The organism is Micromonospora sp. WMMD1155 (genome assembly GCF_029581275.1).
Taxonomy (GTDB): Bacteria; Actinomycetota; Actinomycetes; order Mycobacteriales; family Micromonosporaceae; genus Micromonospora.
The window spans coordinates 2,255,850-2,272,533 of sequence record NZ_CP120742.1 but is presented as its reverse complement, the minus strand read 5'-3'; the positions used below and the strand labels follow the sequence as shown (position 1 = coordinate 2,272,533).

Sequence of the window (16,684 nt, the reverse complement as noted above, 5' to 3'; positions counted from 1 at the left end):
ACCAGGGCTTCATCAGCCACGGTGACCAGCGATGATTGGCCCGATCCCGTATACAGCGACCCATTTCGATCAATTTGATGGATGTACGACAGTGGGGCCGGCGACGTCTCCGTCACCGGCCCCACTGTCGGTTGTCTAACCGAGAAACCGTTACTTCTTCGCCGGGGTGACGAAGATCGTGGCGGACGAGTTGTCGTTCGCCGCCTTCTTGATGGTGAGCGAGACGCCGTAGTTCACGCCCTGGTCGCCGGGGTTACCGGTGCCCAGCACGATCGCGCCGCCGCCCAGGGTCACGCCGTAGAACTCCGGCGCCGGGCTGCCGTCCGGGTTGGTGACCCGGGTGGTGTACGGAGCGTTGCCACGCGACGGCAGCACCACCGACGCGTCGTTGTCCCGGGCGTACGCGGCACCGTCGCGCATCTCGATGCCCGGGTACCAGCCCTTGGCGTCGGTGAACGACTTCACCGGCGGCAACCCCTTGAACTTCGTGCAGTACGCGCTGTACGGCTCGTCCGCCGCCTCCAGGCACTCGGTGAAGGGGTAGGTCCGCTGCAACGAGAACGCCGCGTTCGACGACTGCGGACGGCTGGGCAGGTTGTCCGTCACCGACGGGTCCTTCACGGCCGCCTCGCCGGTGCGGCGCAGCGGGTCGAAGTGCGAGTCGACGATGAGCAACCCGCCCTTCGCGCCGTAGCTGGGCAGCGCGGTCATCTGCCCGGTGACGTGGTTGACGTCGCCGAGCGCCGTGTCCCGGTACCACACCAACATGCCCGGGGCGTTGTAGGAGATCCGGTCGACCTTCCACGCCTCGTGCGAGTAGATGGTGTCGTAGGCGTACTGGAGGCCCTTGTCGAAGCCGTCGAAGTTGCGCCACTCCGCCAGGTAGTACTGGGCGTGCACCTCGGTGCCGGTGGAGATCTCCCAGCCCGCGCCGGTGGTGTCGACGAAGGTGCCGCCGGTGGCCGTCCAGCCGTTGGCGCCGCCCTCGACGTCGTCACTCCAGGTGGTCGCGCCGCCGCCGGTGACCGAGAAGTCGTCGACGAACCAGTTGCGCTCCTCGAACGCCTCGTCGGTGGCCAGCCGCAGCCGCACCTGGACGGTCGTCCCGGCGTACGCCGACAGGTCGACGTAGTCGTGCCGCCAGCCGTCGGTGCTGCCGGTCAGGCCGTACTTCTTGCCGCCGAAGTCGTTCATCCGACCGTTCGGGTCGGCGTAGCCGTCCGGCGTGGTGACCACGGTGCCGGACTCGTCGTACACCTTCTGCTCGGTCCAGGTCGTACCGCCGTCCGTCGAGAGCTCGACGAAGCCGTAGTCCCAGTCCTCCTCGATGATGTAGTTGTTCCACATCCAGAACTTCGAGTCCGCCGCGGCCGGCACGTCGACCGAGCGGCTCAGCTTGACGTCCGCCCACTCCTGGTCGTTGTTGCTGTGCCACATCTTGGTGCCGCTGTGCGGCGTGGCCAGCGTCGTCACCTTGTCCGGCAGGTCGACCTTGATGCCGTCCTCGGCGTCGATCGGGGTACGCGACGTCTGGCCGAGCTTGACCTCGCGGGGGTTCGAGCCGGGCCGGATGGTCAGCGGGTCGGCCCAACCGAGCACCCACTTGTCCCAGATGCCCATGTGCGTCGGCAGCGCCTGGAAGATCTCACCCGAGTGCGAGCCCGAGGCCATCAGGTCCCAGAAGTCCACGTCGGAGTCGGCGTTGCCGGACGTGTCGTAGAGGTCCGGCAGGCCCAGGTCGTGGCCGAACTCGTGGGCGAAGACGCCGACGCCGGCGTCCTCCGGCTGCACGATGTAGTTCGAGACCTTGAGATCGGTGCCCGGGATGCTGTAGCCACCGGCCACCGTGGAGGAGTGCGCCCAGACGGCGTACACGCCCTGGTCGCCGCCGCCGCGCGACTTGCCCTGACCGGCGTGCACCAGCACGAGGTGGTCGATCACGCCGTCCGGCTCGAAGAGGTTGCCGTCACCGTCGCGGTCGGCCTGGTCCTCGATGTCGTAGTCGGCCCACGGGAAGGTCGGGTCCTTGGCGGCGAGCGCGTCGATCGCGTCGGTCGCCAGGCGGCCCGCGCCGGCCGGGTTGTCCGGGTGGCCGTTCATCGACTGCTCACGGCCGGGCACCCAGGCGCCGGTCTCGTCCTGGAAGCAGCGGTTGGCGGCGTACCAGCCCTCCGAGTGCGGCACGGTGATCCACGGGCTGGCCTGCCCGTCCACCGTGTACGCGTTCTTGGACATCTCCAGGTACATGTTGTGCATCGTGCGACCGGACAGGTCGATGCCCTTCTTGCCGTCCGGGCCCTTCAGGTCGGTGCGGACCCGCTCGGTGATGCCCTTCTTGCTGTAGAGCATCTTGTTGTAGTGCTGCGGCGAGAAGTCCGGCACCCACATCGAGTTGTTGTCCTCGTGCGGCAGTCGCGCCGGGTCCGGGATCTTGTTGTGCTTCGGGCCGTTCTGCACGGTGCCGGGCACGCACGTGCGGTCCTCGAACACCGTCTTCGGGACCATCACGCCGGTGAAGTCGTCGTTCGCCTTGTCGTTGAACTCGACGAGCAGCGTCAGCAGCTTCGCCGTCTGCGTGGTCGGCGCCTTCTTGAACTTACGGGGGTTCTGGCCCGTCTTGAGCGACTGGGCCTCGGCCTTCGCCAACTGCCGGGCCGCCACCGGGTTGCCCCGGGCGTGCTTGCGGTCGAAGGCGCGCGCTGCTTCGGCGGCCGGGGTGTAGACGCCGCCCTTGCCCTTGACCTCACGGCCGTTGGTGTCCGGTTGCACCTCGGGCTCGGCGTAGTTGATGTAGTGCTCGTCGGCCCCGATCACCGCCCTGGGGGTGGGGGACGACGACTGGGCGGCCGCGCTGCCGGTCACGGTCAGTGACGTGGCCGCGAGGGCGATGACGGGCAGCGCGACGAGTAGTCGTCGGCGCGACCCCGGACGGGAGTTTCTGTTCATGCCACTCCGTTTCTCGGGCAAAGGACGTCGGTGGGACCCGTGCGCCGGGGCGCGTCGAGACCGTCCGACGAGCGTGAAACTAAATGACGAACAACCCGTACGGCAGGTTCGTGATCGATGCGTTACCCGTTCGGTGGGAGCGCTGCCGGTCGTACCTCCACAAAAGACGACGGTGGGTGACGGTCCGTCCGGACCGCCACCCACCGCGGGGGTACGTCTCTCGTCAGTCCTCGTCGGACTTCGCGCCGCTCATCCCGGAGGAGATCAGCTCCATCACCGAGGAGTCCTGCAACGTGGTCACGTCGCCGAGCGAGCGGTTCTCCGCCACGTCCCGCAGCAACCGGCGCATGATCTTGCCGGAGCGGGTCTTCGGCAGCTCCGGCACCAGCATGATCTGGCGCGGCTTGGCGATCGGCCCGAGCGTCTTCGACACGTGGTTGCGCAGGTCGGCGATGAGCTGCTCGCCCGCCTCACCGGAGATGTCCGTGCTGCCGCGCGGGATGGCGAACGCGACGATCGCCTGACCGGTCGTCGGGTCGGTCGCGCCGACGACCGCCGCCTCGGCCACCGATGGGTGCGACACCAACGCCGACTCCACCTCGGTCGTCGAGATGTTGTGCCCGGACACCAGCATCACGTCGTCCACCCGGCCGAGCAGCCAGATGTGCCCGTCGTCGTCCTTCTTCGCGCCGTCCCCGGCGAAGTACACCCACCCGCGGTGGCCTTCGGCCCCCGACTCCCGCCCGGACTCGACGCCTCCGGCGCCGGCACCGAACCGCGACCAGTACGTCTCGATGAACCGGTCGTCGTCACCCCAGATGGTGCGCAGCATCGACGGCCACGGCTCGCGCAGCACCAGGTAACCGCCGCCACCGTTCGGCACCGACTGGCCCTGGTCGTCCACCACGTCGGCCACGATGCCCGGCAGCGGGGCCATCGCCGAACCCGGCTTGGCCGCGGTGACCCCCGGCAGCGGGGAGATCATGATCGCGCCGGTCTCGGTCTGCCACCAGGTGTCCACGACCGGCAGCTCGCCCCGGCCGACGTGCTGCCTGTACCAGATCCACGCCTCCGGGTTGATCGGCTCACCGACGCTGCCCAGCAGCCGCAGCGACGACAGGTCGAAGCCGGCCGGGATGTCCTCGCCCCACTTCATCATCGTCCGGATCAGGGTGGGCGCGGTGTACAGGATGCTCACCCCGTACTTGTCGACGATCTCCCAGAACCGGCCCTTGTGCGGGGTGTCCGGCGTGCCCTCGTACATCACCTGGGTCGCGCCGTTGGAGAGCGGGCCGTAGACGATGTAGGAGTGCCCGGTGACCCAGCCGATGTCCGCGGTGCACCAGTAGACGTCCGTCTCCGGCTTGAGGTCGAAGACCGCGTGCGTCGTGTACGACGCCTGCGTGAGGTAGCCGCCGGTGGTGTGCAGGATGCCCTTCGGGCGGGCCGTGGTGCCGCTGGTGTAGAGGATGAACAGCGGGTGCTCGGAGTCGAACGGCTGCGCGGTGTGCTCGGCCGACGCGGTCTCCACCGTCTCGTGCCACCAGTGGTCCTTGTCCGACCACGCCACGTCCTCGCCGGTGCGGCGGACGACGAGCACGTGCTCCACCGACGGGCAGCTCGCCACCGCCTCGTCCACCGTCGGCTTCAGCGCCGACGGCTTGCCCCGCCGGTAACCACCGTCGGCGGTGATGACCACCTTGGCGCTGGCGTCCTGGATCCGGTTGCTCAGCGAGTCGGCCGAGAAACCGCCGAAGACCACGCTGTGCGCGGCGCCGACCCGGGCGCACGCCAGCATCGCCACCGCCGCCTCCGGGATCATCGGCAGGTAGATGGCGACCCGGTCGCCGGCGGTGACCCCCAGGTCGGTGAGCGCGTTCGCCGCCCGGCAGGTCAGCTCGTGCAGCTCGGCGTACGTGATGGTGCGGGTGTCGCCCGGCTCGCCCTCCCAGTGGATCGCGACCTTGTCGCCGAGCCCCGCCTCGACGTGCCGGTCGAGGCAGTTGTACGCCACGTTGAGCCGGCCACCCACGAACCACTTCGCGAACGGCGGGTTCGACCAGTCGAGAACCTCGTCCCACTTCTTCGACCACGCCAGACGGTCGGCCTGCTTCGCCCAGAAGGCGAGCCGGTCGGACTCCGCCTCGGCGTACGCGTCGATCGTGACGTTGGCGTGCGCGGCGAGTTCGGCCGGCGGGGGGAACTGGCGCGTCTCGTTCAGCAGATTGGCCAATGCCTCGCTCATGCCGTGACTCCTCGTCGCTCGGGTGACCTGGGTCTCGCTGGCCACGAGGGTAGTCGGCGGGCCCCCGGCCAGCGAGGGCTGCCCGCCCCGTCGCGCCGAGCGGCCCTCGCGACGCGCCCGGCGGCGGGGCCCGTCCCGTACGCGGCCTTGTCCGGGCGCGGTGAGCCTGGCCATGATCGACACGGGTTCGCCGATATGGGGGTATCGCGGCGCTGGGACACCGCCGTATCGCCGACATCGAGTTGATCATGCCGCGGTGAGCCGCGCGGATTCCGTGGCGCGGCTCGCGTTGCGGCCGGGTGTGGTCCGCCGGGCCGGGACGGGTCGCTAGCGTGACGGGGTGACCACCGACCCGCTCGCACCGCTGCTCGCGCTCGCCGACATCGCCGCCGCCGTCGAGCAGGCGCGTACGCGGTTCGACCAGGCGCTCGGCCACCGCGCGTTGCGTCGGCACGGTGGCCAGGTCGCGGCCGAGGTGAGCCTTCGCTCGGCGGTGGCCAGCGCCGCCCTGGAAGGGGCCGGGCACGAACGGGAGGCGGTCCGCGCCGGTACCGTCACCGACCCGGTGCTCCAGGGGGCGCTGCGGGTCGCCGGAGCGCTGCCCGGCCTGAGCGAACTCTGGCCGAAGGCCCCCCGGCAGGCACTCGCGAAGCTGCACGTCCTCGCCGCCCGGGATCTGGTGCCGGAGGCCGAACTGGGCCGCCCGGTGGCCGACCCAGTGGTCGCCGCCCGGCTGGACGGGCTGGCCGGGCTCGTCGCCGGCGGCACGAAGGTCTCCCCGCTGGTGCTCGCCGCCGTCGTACACGGGGAGTTGTTGAACCTGCGCCCGTTCGCCGGGCCGTCCGGCGTGGTGGCCCGGGGCGCGGCCCGGCTGGTGCTGCTCGCCGGCGGCCTCGACCCGCGCGGCCTGCTCGCCGTCGACGTCGGGCATCGCGAGCGGGAGCCGGAGTACGTCGGCTCGGCGGGCGCGTTCGCCACCGGCACCCCGGACGGGCTGCGCTCCTGGCTGCGCCACTACATGGCGGCCGTCGAGGTCGGCGCCGACCAGCTCACCGCCATCGGCGACGAGATCCTCGCCTCCGCCTGAGCGATGGCGGTCCGGCTCGTGGGTGGCCGGTGCCCGGTGTGCGGGGTGGTGCGGAGTCCCTGCCCCGGGTGCGGCGGTCGATGCGGGTGCGGCCCCGCCGGAGATCAGTCCCGCCGCGTCGCCCGGTTGACCTTGGCTTGCAGCGCCCGGCGGGCGATCGGCCCGAGGTCGTCGACGATCTCCATGAGGAGCGCGAGTTGGTCGAGCGCGGCCATCGCGCGGTCGGCACCCGCCGGGTCCACCCCGTCGTAGAGTTCCAGCCCGATGAACGCCGCCGACACGGCACGGGCCAGACCGGGCACGTCGGCGACCTCGGCGAACGGGGAACCGGCGAGCAGTCTCCGCAGGACCGCCTCGATCTCGTCCACCCACAGCTGGAGCGCTCCGGCGGTGGGCGCCGCCATGCGCTGGTCCGCCTGTGCCCCCGCCAACATCTGGGCCAGGAACGTGACGTTGCCGAGTCGACGCTCCTCCTCGTGCAGCGCCCGCCCGACCGCGAGCAGTTCGCGTAGCGACCCGGTCTCGGCCAGGCGTGCCGACCAGTGCTCGACCCGCTCGGCCGTGCTGGCCCGGCAAGCCGCCGCGAGCAGGTCGTCCACCGTGCCGAAGTGGTAGAAGACCAGCGCCTGGTTCACCCCGGCGGCGGCGGCGATGGTACGGGCGGAGACGCCGGCGATGCCGTGCTCGCGGATGGCGGCGATGGCGCCGTCGAGGAGACGCTGTTTGGTGTCGGACATGGCTCTCCTCTCGGACGGGCCGGATGCGGCGGTGCGATCATCGCATCGGTCACCAGTTGGGCCAGCGAGGCGGCCCCGGGCAGTCGTAGGGTCCAGCCGACGAACGCCCAGCCGAGGTGGACGTGTTCGAGTCCACGGGCGACGGCGGCCACCCCCCGTTCCCGGTGACCGTCGCCGCCCACGTACTCCGCCCGCCACAACACGTGCTCGTGCTCCCGGGCCGGTCGAATCCGCAACCCGACCGGATGACGCCGGGCCAGCGCCCGCCAGGTGGCCGCGCAGGGGCCGCAGTCGTCGTCCAGCCAGAGCACCGCCGGGGGCCCGGAGGCGTACGGCCGCCAGCGGGGCCACCAGTCGCGTACCTGCCGCCGGTAGGACCGCCAGGAGTCGCCGTACCGCGTCCGCAGGTCGTGTTGCTCGTGTGGACCGGCCACCGCCGCGCCGAACGCCGCAGTCGACACCGCCGCCAGGGCGAGTGTGCCGCTCCGGGTGACCGCCGCGGTGAGCAGCAGCAGCACCACGGCGGAGAGCTGCATCGGGTTGGCCAGGTACGCGTACGGGCCGGTGGTGACCAGGCGACGCGGCGGGTCCCACGGGTACGGCGTGCCGCCACCCCGGACCGCGAACTCCACGACCGCGGCCAGAGCCGGTGCGGCCACCAGCAACGCCAGCTGCACGACGACCAGCGACCCGGTGCGGTCCAGCCCGGTCAGCCCGGCCCACGACCCGTCGCCCACCTCGAAGGCCAGCGTGGGGACGAACCACAGCAGTAGCGCGGCGAAGACTCCCACCTGGAGTGACGTCCGTGCGCCCAGGTGCCGGCGGTCGGCGCAGAACCGGCCGAGCAGTTGGGTTGGCAGCGCCACCACGAGCAGCCCGACGACCTCCCCGACGAGCCACTGCGGCCCGAGGCTGACCAGCGGGTGCAGCGCCGGCATCGCCACCGCGTCGACCCAGAGCAGCAGACCCAACGCGATCGGCAGTGGCAGCACCCGGCGCAGTAGCACCGGCAGCGGGCCCCAGAGGACCGCCCAGCCGATCCACAGGTCCACCGGCATCCCCCGGTACGCGCCGTCGACCGGCGCGAAGGCGTACCAGTCAGCCCGGCGGGCGACCTCGTGCAGCGCGGCGATGCCGATCCCGGCCGTCAGGAACGCCAGCAGCCCCGCGGCCCGGACCGACCGGTCCCGCTCCCGAGCGCCGACGGCCAGCACGGCGGCCAGCGGCAGTGCCAGGCTCAGCCAGCGGGCGACGGTCACCGCAACGCCAGCATGTCGAGAAGGTGCCCGACCCCGGCGCCGAGCAGCACCTGCTGCATCGGACCGAAGTACCAGGACGGGTCGAGGCCCCGCGTGTAGTCGACCCGGACCCGGACCTCGGTGTGCCCGCTGTCGACCGCCCGCCAGCTCACCTCCGCGTGCCGCCAGGCGAACCAGCGCGCGGTGATCGAGCTGTCCTCGACGAAGCGGAACGCGACCCGCCCCGGCGCGACGCTGTCCACCTCGGCGAGCAGGTGGCCGCCCGGCCCGTGCGCGCTGCCGTGGTAGCCGAACATCCACCTGTCGCCGACGTCGAGCCCGTCGCCGGTGACCTGCCCGGGGGTGGGCACGCCCAGGAGTCGCAGCGGCACCGAGCGGACGTCCGTCGGGCGGGGGCCGGCGACGAGACGCTCCGCCACCCGGTCCACCGGGAGCCCGACGACCCGGGTCACCTCGACCGTCTGCTGCGGGGCCACCCGGGGCGCGATGCCGCTGCCCTCCAGGCCGGGCAGGAGCAGCAGCGGCACGGCCACCATGACGTACGGACGGTTGGCGCGCCGCAGGACGCGGATCAGCGCGGTGGTGCCGTGCGCCACCGCGTAGACCAGCGGGGCGGCCAGGAGTACGCAGATCGCACCCTCGTGCAGCGCCACCGCCGCCAGCAACAGGGCCACCGTCGTGGCCGCGAAGACCTGACCGTGTGCCGTTCGGTGCGGTGCGAGCGTGAGCCCGGCGGCCAGCAGCACCGGGAGCGCCACGAAGAGCACCGCGCTGTCGGCGCGGCCCTTGTTGACCACCCCGATGAAGAGAACCACCCCGAAGAGCGTGATCAATCCGGCGAGGATCCAGCCCGCCGTCGCCGGGCGTGGAGTCGGTTCGTCGTCGTCGGTCATGCGATCTTCCCCCGTCTTGAGCGTTCGCTCAAACGGAGAATACGGTTGTTTGAGCGGTCGCTCAATACGATGTTCAGGCAGGGGTGAGACGCTGAGTCGGATAGATGACACTCGACGTTGCCCGGAGTGGGTCGAAGAGGCTGGTGGTAGCCGTAGGCACCGCCGGTCTGGCCTTTCAGGCGGTGACCGCGACCGTGTGCGGCCGAGCGGAGCTGGTCAGGCGAGGCCGGACTGGCCTGGTTCAGGCGCTGGTGGTGTTTGCGCGCGCCCCATCGGGCCTGGTCAGGCGGTGGTGGTGGCTGCCCGGGTGCGACGGTGCCGGCCGTACCAGGCGATGCCGATGGCCACGCCGACGCCCACGCCGAGCGCGGCCGCGGCCACCGGTACCGCGGGTCGCTCCCGCAGGCGGCGGCCCAGCGGGATCGGGTGCCGGAACTCCAGCACCGGCCACGCGTTCTCCGAGGCCAGCTTGCGGAGCTGCCGATCCGGGTTGACCACGCTCGGGTGGCCGACGCACTCCAACAACGGACGGTCGCTGTACGAGTCGGAGTAGGCGTACGAGTCGGCCAGGTCGTAATCCCGGATCGCCGCCAACTCGCTGACCGCCTCGACCTTGCTCGGGCCGGCCGCGTAGAACTCGACCTCACCGCTGTACCGGCCGTCGCGGACCGTCATCCGGGTGGCGATCACGTCGGTCACCCCGAGCAGCTCGCCGATCGGCCGGACCATCTCCTCGCCCGACGCCGACACCAACACCACATCCCGCCCCGCCGCCTGGTGCTCCTCGATCAGGGCGGCAGCCTCGGCGTACACGTAAGGGTTGATCAGCTCGTGGAGTGTCTCCGCGACGATCTGGCGGACCTGCTCCACCTGCCAGCCCTTGCAGAGCGCGGCCAGGTAGTCCCGTGTTCGGGCCATGGTCTGCTCGTCGGTGCCGCCCAGCCGGAACATCAGCTGCGCGTACGCCGACTTGACCACGTCACGCCGGGTGATCAAGCCGTCCCGGTAGAACGGCCGACCAAACGCCAGAGCGCTCGACTTGGCGATGACGGTCTTGTCCAGATCGAAGAAAGCGGCACTTCGGCCCACGGCGCGAAAGTCTAGCCGGATGGTCTATCGTCGGCGGGTGCCCGGGGTCAGGCCACCCCTCACACCTGCGGGCAAGCACCACCTTCTCCGCTCCGCGTGATCGCGCTCACACTCTGCGAGGAGATTTTCGCGGTGAGTGGAGCAAGCACCACTCGACGTGACGGGCGCGCTCAGGCAAACTTGTCCGTACGACGAGCTTTCACATACCCGAAAAACAGGCAGACGCTCGGCGGTTGCACCCCCCGTGACCGCTGAGTGGTTCGGCTCGACCCCCCCGGAGCCGAACCTTCGACGACCCCCGTCTCCCCCCGACGGGGGTCGTCCCTTTCTGGGAGCGCTACTCCGTCGCGGGCCACAGCATCTCCGGCCCCTTTGAAGACGACATTCGCGGGCGTTCTCTCGGTCTGAGGAAGCAAAGAGGCGGCGGAGCTGTCGAAGGCGGCGGCCTGGATGCGGGCGGCGTAGTCGTCCGAAGTTCGGGTGTGCTGGTTGAGCGTTGTGGACGCCTGATCGTCACCCGAGAGACCGGCTGCACGAGGTTGATCGGAATGCCTTACGCGCCCAATCGAAGCCATGGACCTCTGTCAGGACGGCACTGCGTCGGTCGGTGTGAGGAGGACCCGTCGCGTCTCGTCCAGCTGCCGGATGACGGTGTACCAGCCAGTGGTGCCCACCTTTGGCGCCGCACCGTTCCATTCCAGGGATGACCAGCAATCGTCGAACTTCACCACGTACTCCCTGTTCGAGACGAAGACGTTGGTGACGGTCGCGGTGACCACGCAGCCGATCGGAAATCGTGCCTTGATGGACAACCATTCCTGGTGGCTCAGACTACTGGTCTGGTAGGTCCGTGAACGGAATCGCTCGTCGAGAGGAAGAAGGCGAACCTGACCCGTTCTGTGTTGAAGGACCTCGAACGTTGTCACGGTGCCGACCGGAGGCCAGTCAGCCGACTCGTGCGGCAAGATCACGACGTCGACGAAGCCCTCTGGCTCTTGACCCAGGTCCACGAACAACCCGATCGTTCCGGGCCTCGGTATGGCGATCACCTGACCCATGACGTGCTCGCCCACCGGAAAGCGGCGGCGAGCGGTGTCGAGCTTGTCCGGTTCCATCACGCCGCGAAACCTCCTGAACCGATCGCTGAATCGACGCGCCACGAAGCGGGGACCGAGGACAGGCCACCGCAGGTCAGCGCCCGACGTCGAAGACAGCTCCGTGGGTCACTTCAGGGCGGACCTGCCGACCTTCCCATTTCCGTTCGGAAGGTCGGCAGGTTCGGTTCAGTGCCGGGCGGAAAGGTCAGACAAGCCGCCGACTGCGGGTCGCGGTGACCGTGGCGGTGCCGTTGTCGGACAGCCCGGAAACGAGGTACGCCCGGTAGGTGCCGTTCGGGAACACCGCCCACAGGTCGGCAGTGCCGTCGGAGTTGATGTCGGCGGCGTGGAGCGTGTTGATCGCGACGCCGGTGTTCCAGTTCGCCGCCACCTGGTACTGGCTGTGCGTCAGCGTGCCGGTGCCGTCACCGTTGTCGACCATGGTGACGCCGGTCCACAGGTAAAGCGCGCCGGTGCCCGCATTACGTAGGAAGAGCGCGATCCCCGAGGCCGTTTCGGTGCTGGCGAGGGTCCAGTTCTGCCAGTCGGTCCCGCCGGTCGGCGTGGAGTTGGTGAGGCCGGTGACGCCGTAGTAGAGGCCCGGCGCGAAGTAGCTGGGGTGATAACCGAGCTGGTAGCCGTTGGTGTCATCACCAGCGATGCCGAACAGATCCGGAATGGTGCTGTCGCCACCGTCGGCCTGGAACGCGCTGACCAACTGCAGGGGGATGTTGCCGTTGGCGTCGATCAGGTTTTCGAATCCGATCGTGGCCTGGTTGTTGTACGGGCTGGGCAACGTGCCGTCCCCGGCGCCACGGAGGACACCACCGATGCCGGCGGCGACGCCAGTCGGGTAGTAGTACAGGAAGTCCTCACGGTTCGCGCCGAAGAAGCGCCCGGTGAGAATCTGGGCGCCGTCGAAGTCTTCCCCGCCGGGGTCGCTGGAGACACCCGTGCCGCCCAGGCCGATGTTGGCGGCCGGAGTCTGCACCTGACCGGTCCCGAACCCGGTCTTGCGAGATTTCACGCCGAGGGCGGACCAGACGCCGGAGTCGAGCCCGGTGCCGGGGCCGCCGGCAGTGACCAGGTCTGGGATGCCGTCACCATTGAGGTCCTTGTCGACCGGGCCGCTGATGACTGCCGATGTGGGCTTCGCCGCGGCCTGGGCCGGCAGTGCCGGGGCGAGCGCGGTCAGCGCGAGCGCCACAGGCGTGGTCCAGGCGAGCACGCGGCGGGAACTGAACGAACTGGTCAAGGTCTTCCCCCGGGTTGTCGAGACTTGCGGCTCGGACAGTACTGGACATGGTCAACTGCCACGACCCGGTCTCGTCGGGCCCTCTCGATCCCGGCAGCAGTTGCCTTCTGCCATCCCTGGCGGTTGCTTCCCGCCATCCATGGAGGAAGCGGATCCGTGGCAGGACGGATCGGAATCCCGGCATCCGACGGATCAAGCCCCACTGTCGTGGGCAGGCCGAGGAGCTGCGGGGGAATCTTCGGGCATAGCAGATCAACCGTCTCGACGGGCGTTGTCCACAGCACACGAAGTTGTCCACAGGCACCGCGATCGGGCCCGCTCGCGGTGCGGTTTCCGAGCAGGGTCGTCGGCATACCAGAGCCCGACCGCTGGAGGCCGCGATGCCATCCCGTACCTCCGTCCCGCCGATCCGCCGGCTCCCGCTGGTGGTCACCGGCGACGACGATCTGCTCGATGACGTGCTCCGGCTCGCCGCCGCGGGCGGGACCGAAGTGGAGCTCGCCCGCGATCCGGCGGCCGCGCGTACCCGGTGGGTTCCCGCGCCGCTGGTGATACTCGGCATCGACCAGGCGCAGGCGTGTCTGCGCGCCCGGCTGCCGCAGCGGCCCCGGCTGGTGCTGGTCGGCCGGGCCGGTCAGCTGGACCCCGGCTGGCAGATCGCCGAGCTGGTCGGAGCCGAGCACGTAGCCATGTTGCCCGCTGCCCAGTCGTGGCTGGTGGACCGGTTCGCCGAGCAGGGTTCGGACCGTCCGGACGGCGCCGGTGCCCGGGTCGTCGCGGTCTTCGGGGGTCGGGGCGGTGCCGGGGCGAGTGTGCTGGCCGGTGGCCTGGCCGTGACCGCCGCGCGGGCCCGGTTGCGCACTCTGCTGGTCGATGCCGACCCACTCGGTGGTGGCCTCGACCTCGTGCTGGGCTGGGAGCAGCTGGAAGGGCTGCGGTGGCCGTCGCTCACCGGCGCGGACGGGCGGGTGGACGCCCCGGCACTGGTCCAGGCCCTGCCCAGCCGGGGCGACCTGGTGGTGCTCTCCTGGGATCGCGGCGAGATGCTGGCCCTGCCGGCGGCGGCGATGGCGGCGACGGTGGACGCCGCCCGGCGCGGGCGGGACTTCGTGGTGGTCGACCTGCCCCGACAGCTGGACGACGCGGCAGTGGTGGCGTTGCAGTCGGCCGACCAGGCGTTCGTCGTCGTCCCGGCCGAGCTGCGTGCCACCGCGGCGGCGGCGCGGGTCGTCGCCGCCGCAGCCCCGCACTGCGCGGCGCTGTCGGTGGTGGTGCGCGGGCCGGCCCCCGGTCGGCTCCGCGGAGCCGAGGTGGCACGGGCCCTCGGCCTGCCGCTGGCGGGCACGCTGCGGCCCGAGCCAGGGCTGTGCCGTGGGCTGGAACGAGGTGAGGCGCCGGCCGCCGCGGGCAAGGGACCGTTGGCCGCCCTCTGCCAACGGATCATCACCGACCTCACCGGTGCGCCGTCGCTGGATGCGGCATGACCGGCCGATCCGAGGACGGCACCCTCGCCGCCCGCGTACGACAGCGCATCGCCGCCGCCACCACTCCCGTGACACCGGCAGCGATCGTGTCAGCGGTACGGGCCGAGCCGAACGCCGCGGTGCTCGGCGACACCGCCGTGCTGCGGATCGCCGACCGGGTGCGCGACGACCTCGTCGGCGCTGGGCCGCTGGCCCCGCTGCTCGTCGATCCGGAGGTCACCGACGTCCTGGTCAACGGCACGCGGGTGTGGGTCGACCGTGGCTCGGGGCTGCAACAGGTCGCGGTGCCGGTCGGCTCGGCGGAGGACGTACGCCGACTGGCGCAGCGGCTGATCGGCAGTGCCGGTCGGCGGCTCGACGACGGGTCACCGTACGCGGACGCCCGGCTGTCTGACGGCACCCGGTTGCACGCCGTGCTGCCGCCGGTGGCGACCGAGGGTCCGTACCTGTCCCTGCGGACCTTCCGACATCGGCCGTTCACGCTCGACGAGCTGGTACGCCAGGGGACTGTGCCGCGACCCTTGGCACCGCTGCTCGCCGCCGTCGTCGCGGCCCGACTGGCGTACCTGGTGACCGGCGGCACGGGGTCAGGCAAGACGACCCTGCTCAACACGCTGTTGGGGATGGTCCCCGCCAGCGAACGGATCGTGTTGGTGGAGGACGCCGCCGAGCTGCGCCCGGGGCACCCGCACGTGGTGGGGCTCCAGGCGCGTACCGCCAATGTGGAGGGATCGGGCGTCGTCAGCCTGGGTGATCTGGTTCGGCAGGCATTGCGGATGCGGCCGGACCGCCTGGTGGTCGGGGAGTGCCGGGGCGCCGAGGTGGTCGACCTGTTGGCCGCGCTCAACACCGGCCACGACGGGGGCGCCGGCACGTTGCACGCCAACACCCCGTCCGACGTGCCGGCCCGACTGGAGGCACTGGGCATGCTGGGCGGGTTGCCCCGTGCCGCGTTGCATGCCCAGGTCGCGGCCGCGTTGCAGGTGCTGTTCCAGGTGCGGCGTGGCGATCGGGGGCGTGTCCTGGAGTCGGTCTGCCTGCTGCTTCCGGAAGGGCCCGAGCGGTTGGTGACAGTGGTCCCCGCCTGGGTACGCGGCAGCGGCCTCGGGCTGGCGGCCCGCGCGCTCGGGGCGCTGCTGCGCGAGCGCGGGGTGACGGTGCCGCCGATCCTCAGCGAGCCGTGGCCCGGATCGGCAGGTCCGTCGTGACCGCCGGGGCGTCCGTGGTGGCGGCGCTGCTCCTGGTCGCCGCCGCCCTGGTGGCGTGGCCGGTGCGGAGCATCCGGGCCCGCCGACGTCGCGTGTTGGCGACGGGACGGGCGAAGGCCGCTGTCGATCCGGATGCCGCCCTGGTGGAGTGGATCCGGGAACTCGGCAGCACACCGGACGGGCCGGTCGACGGGTCCGGCGGCGTGCCGACCGAAGTCGGTGGCGTGTCCCAGCCGCAGCCCAGCGCGATGCCGACCGCCCTCGGTTGGCCCGCTCGGGACACCGCCGGAAGGCCTAGGTGGCCCGGGGCGTCGGACGGCTCGGTGGGGTCGACGGGTCCTGCGGGTCCGACACGTCCGCCGACCCGCCGCGACCCTCGCCGTCCAGCCGGCACCGCGAGGCCGGAGGGCGCAGCCCCGGGCACATCGGTGGCGGCGATCACGATCGAAGCCGCAGGCGTGGAAGCGCACCGCTGCGTCGACGTTCGACGTCCAGCGCCGACCGTCGAGCGCCGAGACACGGCAGTCGGTCCTCGGGGCGTGCCGTTCGACCCGGCTACCCCCGAGGAGCGCGGCGACGTCGAGTCCGCCGATCAGCGGGCGGCCAACTTGATGATCAACGGGCCGAGCGTGGTCGCGAGGGCGCGGACCTTCCGGCCGACGGCACGCGTGTTGCCGCTGGTGGGCCTCCTGGGCGGTGGCGTCGGCGCCGTGATCGGTGGTCCGGTGGCGGCTGTCGCGCTGGCCGGCTACGGCACGCTGGCCGTGCGTGCCCTACTGCGTTGGCGAACGAACCGCAGCTCCGAACAGGTCCGACGACGCGGGCTGGACCAACTCTGCGGCCTCGCGGCGGACCTCCGGGCCGGCCTGCCCGTCCCGGACGCGCTCGATGTCGTCGCCGACGGGCCGGACCGTCTGCGTCGGCTGACGTCAGCAGCGGTACGACTGGCCGACCGGACCGGCGCACCACTCGCGGAACTGGTCGAGCGGATCGAGGCGGACGCCCGGGCGACCGACCGAGGTCTGGCCGCAGCGGCGGCACAGGCGGCCGGCGCGCGAGCGACGGCGTGGTTGCTGGCGGCGCTGCCGGTCGGAGGGATCGGGCTTGGGTACGGGATAGGCGTCGACCCGGTGGCGGTACTCCTGCACAGCAGGGTCGGCGGAGCCTGCGCGGTTCTCGCCGTCGCCCTACAGGTCGTCGGCCTTCTTTGGGCAGAACGACTGAGCGCGGCACCGGGACGCACCGGATGACGCCCCGGGTGCCGACGAGCCACGGCAACGCAGCGCGCCCGAACAGCGCGGCAAGCCAACGCAGCGCGGCCAGCCAACGCAGCGCCGCACGTCAACGCAGCGCAGCAGGCCAACGCCGCGCGGAGAGTCAGCGC

The 16,684-nt window shown here is 71.2% G+C and carries 12 protein-coding genes; 4 read left to right on the top strand and 8 right to left on the bottom strand.

What is annotated here, in order from left to right; all coding sequences use genetic code 11:
• Positions 1 to 150 precede the first annotated feature (150 nt).
• Positions 151 to 2,946: an immune inhibitor A domain-containing protein gene (locus tag O7617_RS10185; RefSeq protein WP_282263083.1), complete on the bottom strand. Its 2,796-nt coding sequence runs from the start codon at positions 2,944 to 2,946 to the stop codon at positions 151 to 153.
• A 223-nt stretch (positions 2,947 to 3,169) separates the two neighbouring features.
• On the bottom strand, positions 3,170 to 5,191 hold the full coding sequence (gene acs, locus O7617_RS10180; protein ID WP_282263082.1) for an acetate--CoA ligase: 2,022 nt from the start codon (positions 5,189 to 5,191) through the stop codon (positions 3,170 to 3,172).
• 340 nt (positions 5,192 to 5,531) lie between these two features.
• Here acs and O7617_RS10175 point away from each other — a divergent pair, with 340 nt between their 5' ends.
• Positions 5,532 to 6,278 carry an oxidoreductase gene (locus O7617_RS10175; protein WP_282263080.1) on the top strand — a complete coding sequence of 249 codons (747 nt, stop codon included), beginning with the start codon at positions 5,532 to 5,534 and terminating at the stop codon, positions 6,276 to 6,278.
• A 104-nt stretch (positions 6,279 to 6,382) separates the two neighbouring features.
• Here the strand turns inward: O7617_RS10175 and O7617_RS10170 are convergent, their stop codons facing one another.
• The 6 genes from O7617_RS10170 to O7617_RS10145 form a co-directional block, all read right to left on the bottom strand.
• Positions 6,383 to 7,015 (bottom strand): TetR/AcrR family transcriptional regulator, encoded by a 633-nt coding sequence (locus tag O7617_RS10170; protein WP_282263079.1) that lies wholly within the window; start codon positions 7,013 to 7,015, stop codon positions 6,383 to 6,385.
• The gene (locus tag O7617_RS10165) at positions 6,910 to 8,274 is read right to left on the bottom strand and encodes a methyltransferase (protein ID WP_282263078.1); all 1,365 of its coding nucleotides are present in this window, start codon (positions 8,272 to 8,274) and stop codon (positions 6,910 to 6,912) included. The genes O7617_RS10170 and O7617_RS10165 overlap by 106 nt, the downstream gene beginning before the upstream one ends.
• Positions 8,271 to 9,167, bottom strand: coding sequence for a hypothetical protein (locus O7617_RS10160; RefSeq protein ID WP_282263076.1), 897 nt, complete (start codon positions 9,165 to 9,167; stop codon positions 8,271 to 8,273). Before O7617_RS10160 ends, O7617_RS10165 begins: the two co-directional genes overlap by 4 nt.
• A gap of 282 nt (positions 9,168 to 9,449) precedes the next feature.
• Positions 9,450 to 10,256, bottom strand: a complete 807-nt coding sequence (locus O7617_RS10155; protein ID WP_282263075.1) for an HAD-IB family hydrolase — start codon at positions 10,254 to 10,256, stop codon at positions 9,450 to 9,452.
• 584 nt (positions 10,257 to 10,840) lie between these two features.
• Positions 10,841 to 11,374, bottom strand: coding sequence for a hypothetical protein (locus O7617_RS10150; protein WP_282263074.1), 534 nt, complete (start codon positions 11,372 to 11,374; stop codon positions 10,841 to 10,843).
• Positions 11,375 to 11,558: 184 nt separating this feature from the next.
• Positions 11,559 to 12,608 (bottom strand): hypothetical protein, encoded by a 1,050-nt coding sequence (locus tag O7617_RS10145; RefSeq protein WP_282263073.1) that lies wholly within the window; start codon positions 12,606 to 12,608, stop codon positions 11,559 to 11,561.
• 380 nt (positions 12,609 to 12,988) lie between these two features.
• Here O7617_RS10145 and ssd point away from each other — a divergent pair, with 380 nt between their 5' ends.
• From ssd to O7617_RS33445, 3 genes are read left to right on the top strand one after another with little or no spacing between them, the layout of a single operon-like run.
• On the top strand, positions 12,989 to 14,092 hold the full coding sequence (ssd, locus tag O7617_RS10140; protein ID WP_282263072.1) for a septum site-determining protein Ssd: 1,104 nt from the start codon (positions 12,989 to 12,991) through the stop codon (positions 14,090 to 14,092).
• A complete protein-coding gene (locus tag O7617_RS10135; RefSeq protein ID WP_282263070.1) occupies positions 14,089 to 15,300 on the top strand; it encodes a TadA family conjugal transfer-associated ATPase in 1,212 nt (403 codons plus the stop codon). The genes ssd and O7617_RS10135 overlap by 4 nt, the downstream gene beginning before the upstream one ends.
• The gene (locus O7617_RS33445; protein WP_348774175.1) at positions 15,297 to 16,550 is read left to right on the top strand and encodes a hypothetical protein; all 1,254 of its coding nucleotides are present in this window, start codon (positions 15,297 to 15,299) and stop codon (positions 16,548 to 16,550) included. Before O7617_RS10135 ends, O7617_RS33445 begins: the two co-directional genes overlap by 4 nt.
• Positions 16,551 to 16,684: the final 134 nt, after the last annotated feature.

Bases quoted from the DNA above. Each gene is read 5' to 3' on its own strand.
- O7617_RS10170 (WP_282263079.1), bottom strand. From the start codon at position 7,015: ATGTCCGACACCAAACAGCGTCTCCTCGACGGCGCCATCGCCGCCATC.
- O7617_RS10135 (WP_282263070.1), top strand. From the start codon at position 14,089: ATGACCGGCCGATCCGAGGACGGCACCCTCGCCGCCCGCGTACGACAG.
- acs (WP_282263082.1), bottom strand. From the start codon at position 5,191: ATGAGCGAGGCATTGGCCAATCTGCTGAACGAGACGCGCCAGTTCCCC.
- O7617_RS10160 (WP_282263076.1), bottom strand. From the start codon at position 9,167: ATGACCGACGACGACGAACCGACTCCACGCCCGGCGACGGCGGGCTGG.
- ssd (WP_282263072.1), top strand. From the start codon at position 12,989: ATGCCATCCCGTACCTCCGTCCCGCCGATCCGCCGGCTCCCGCTGGTG.
- O7617_RS10185 (WP_282263083.1), bottom strand. From the start codon at position 2,946: ATGAACAGAAACTCCCGTCCGGGGTCGCGCCGACGACTACTCGTCGCG.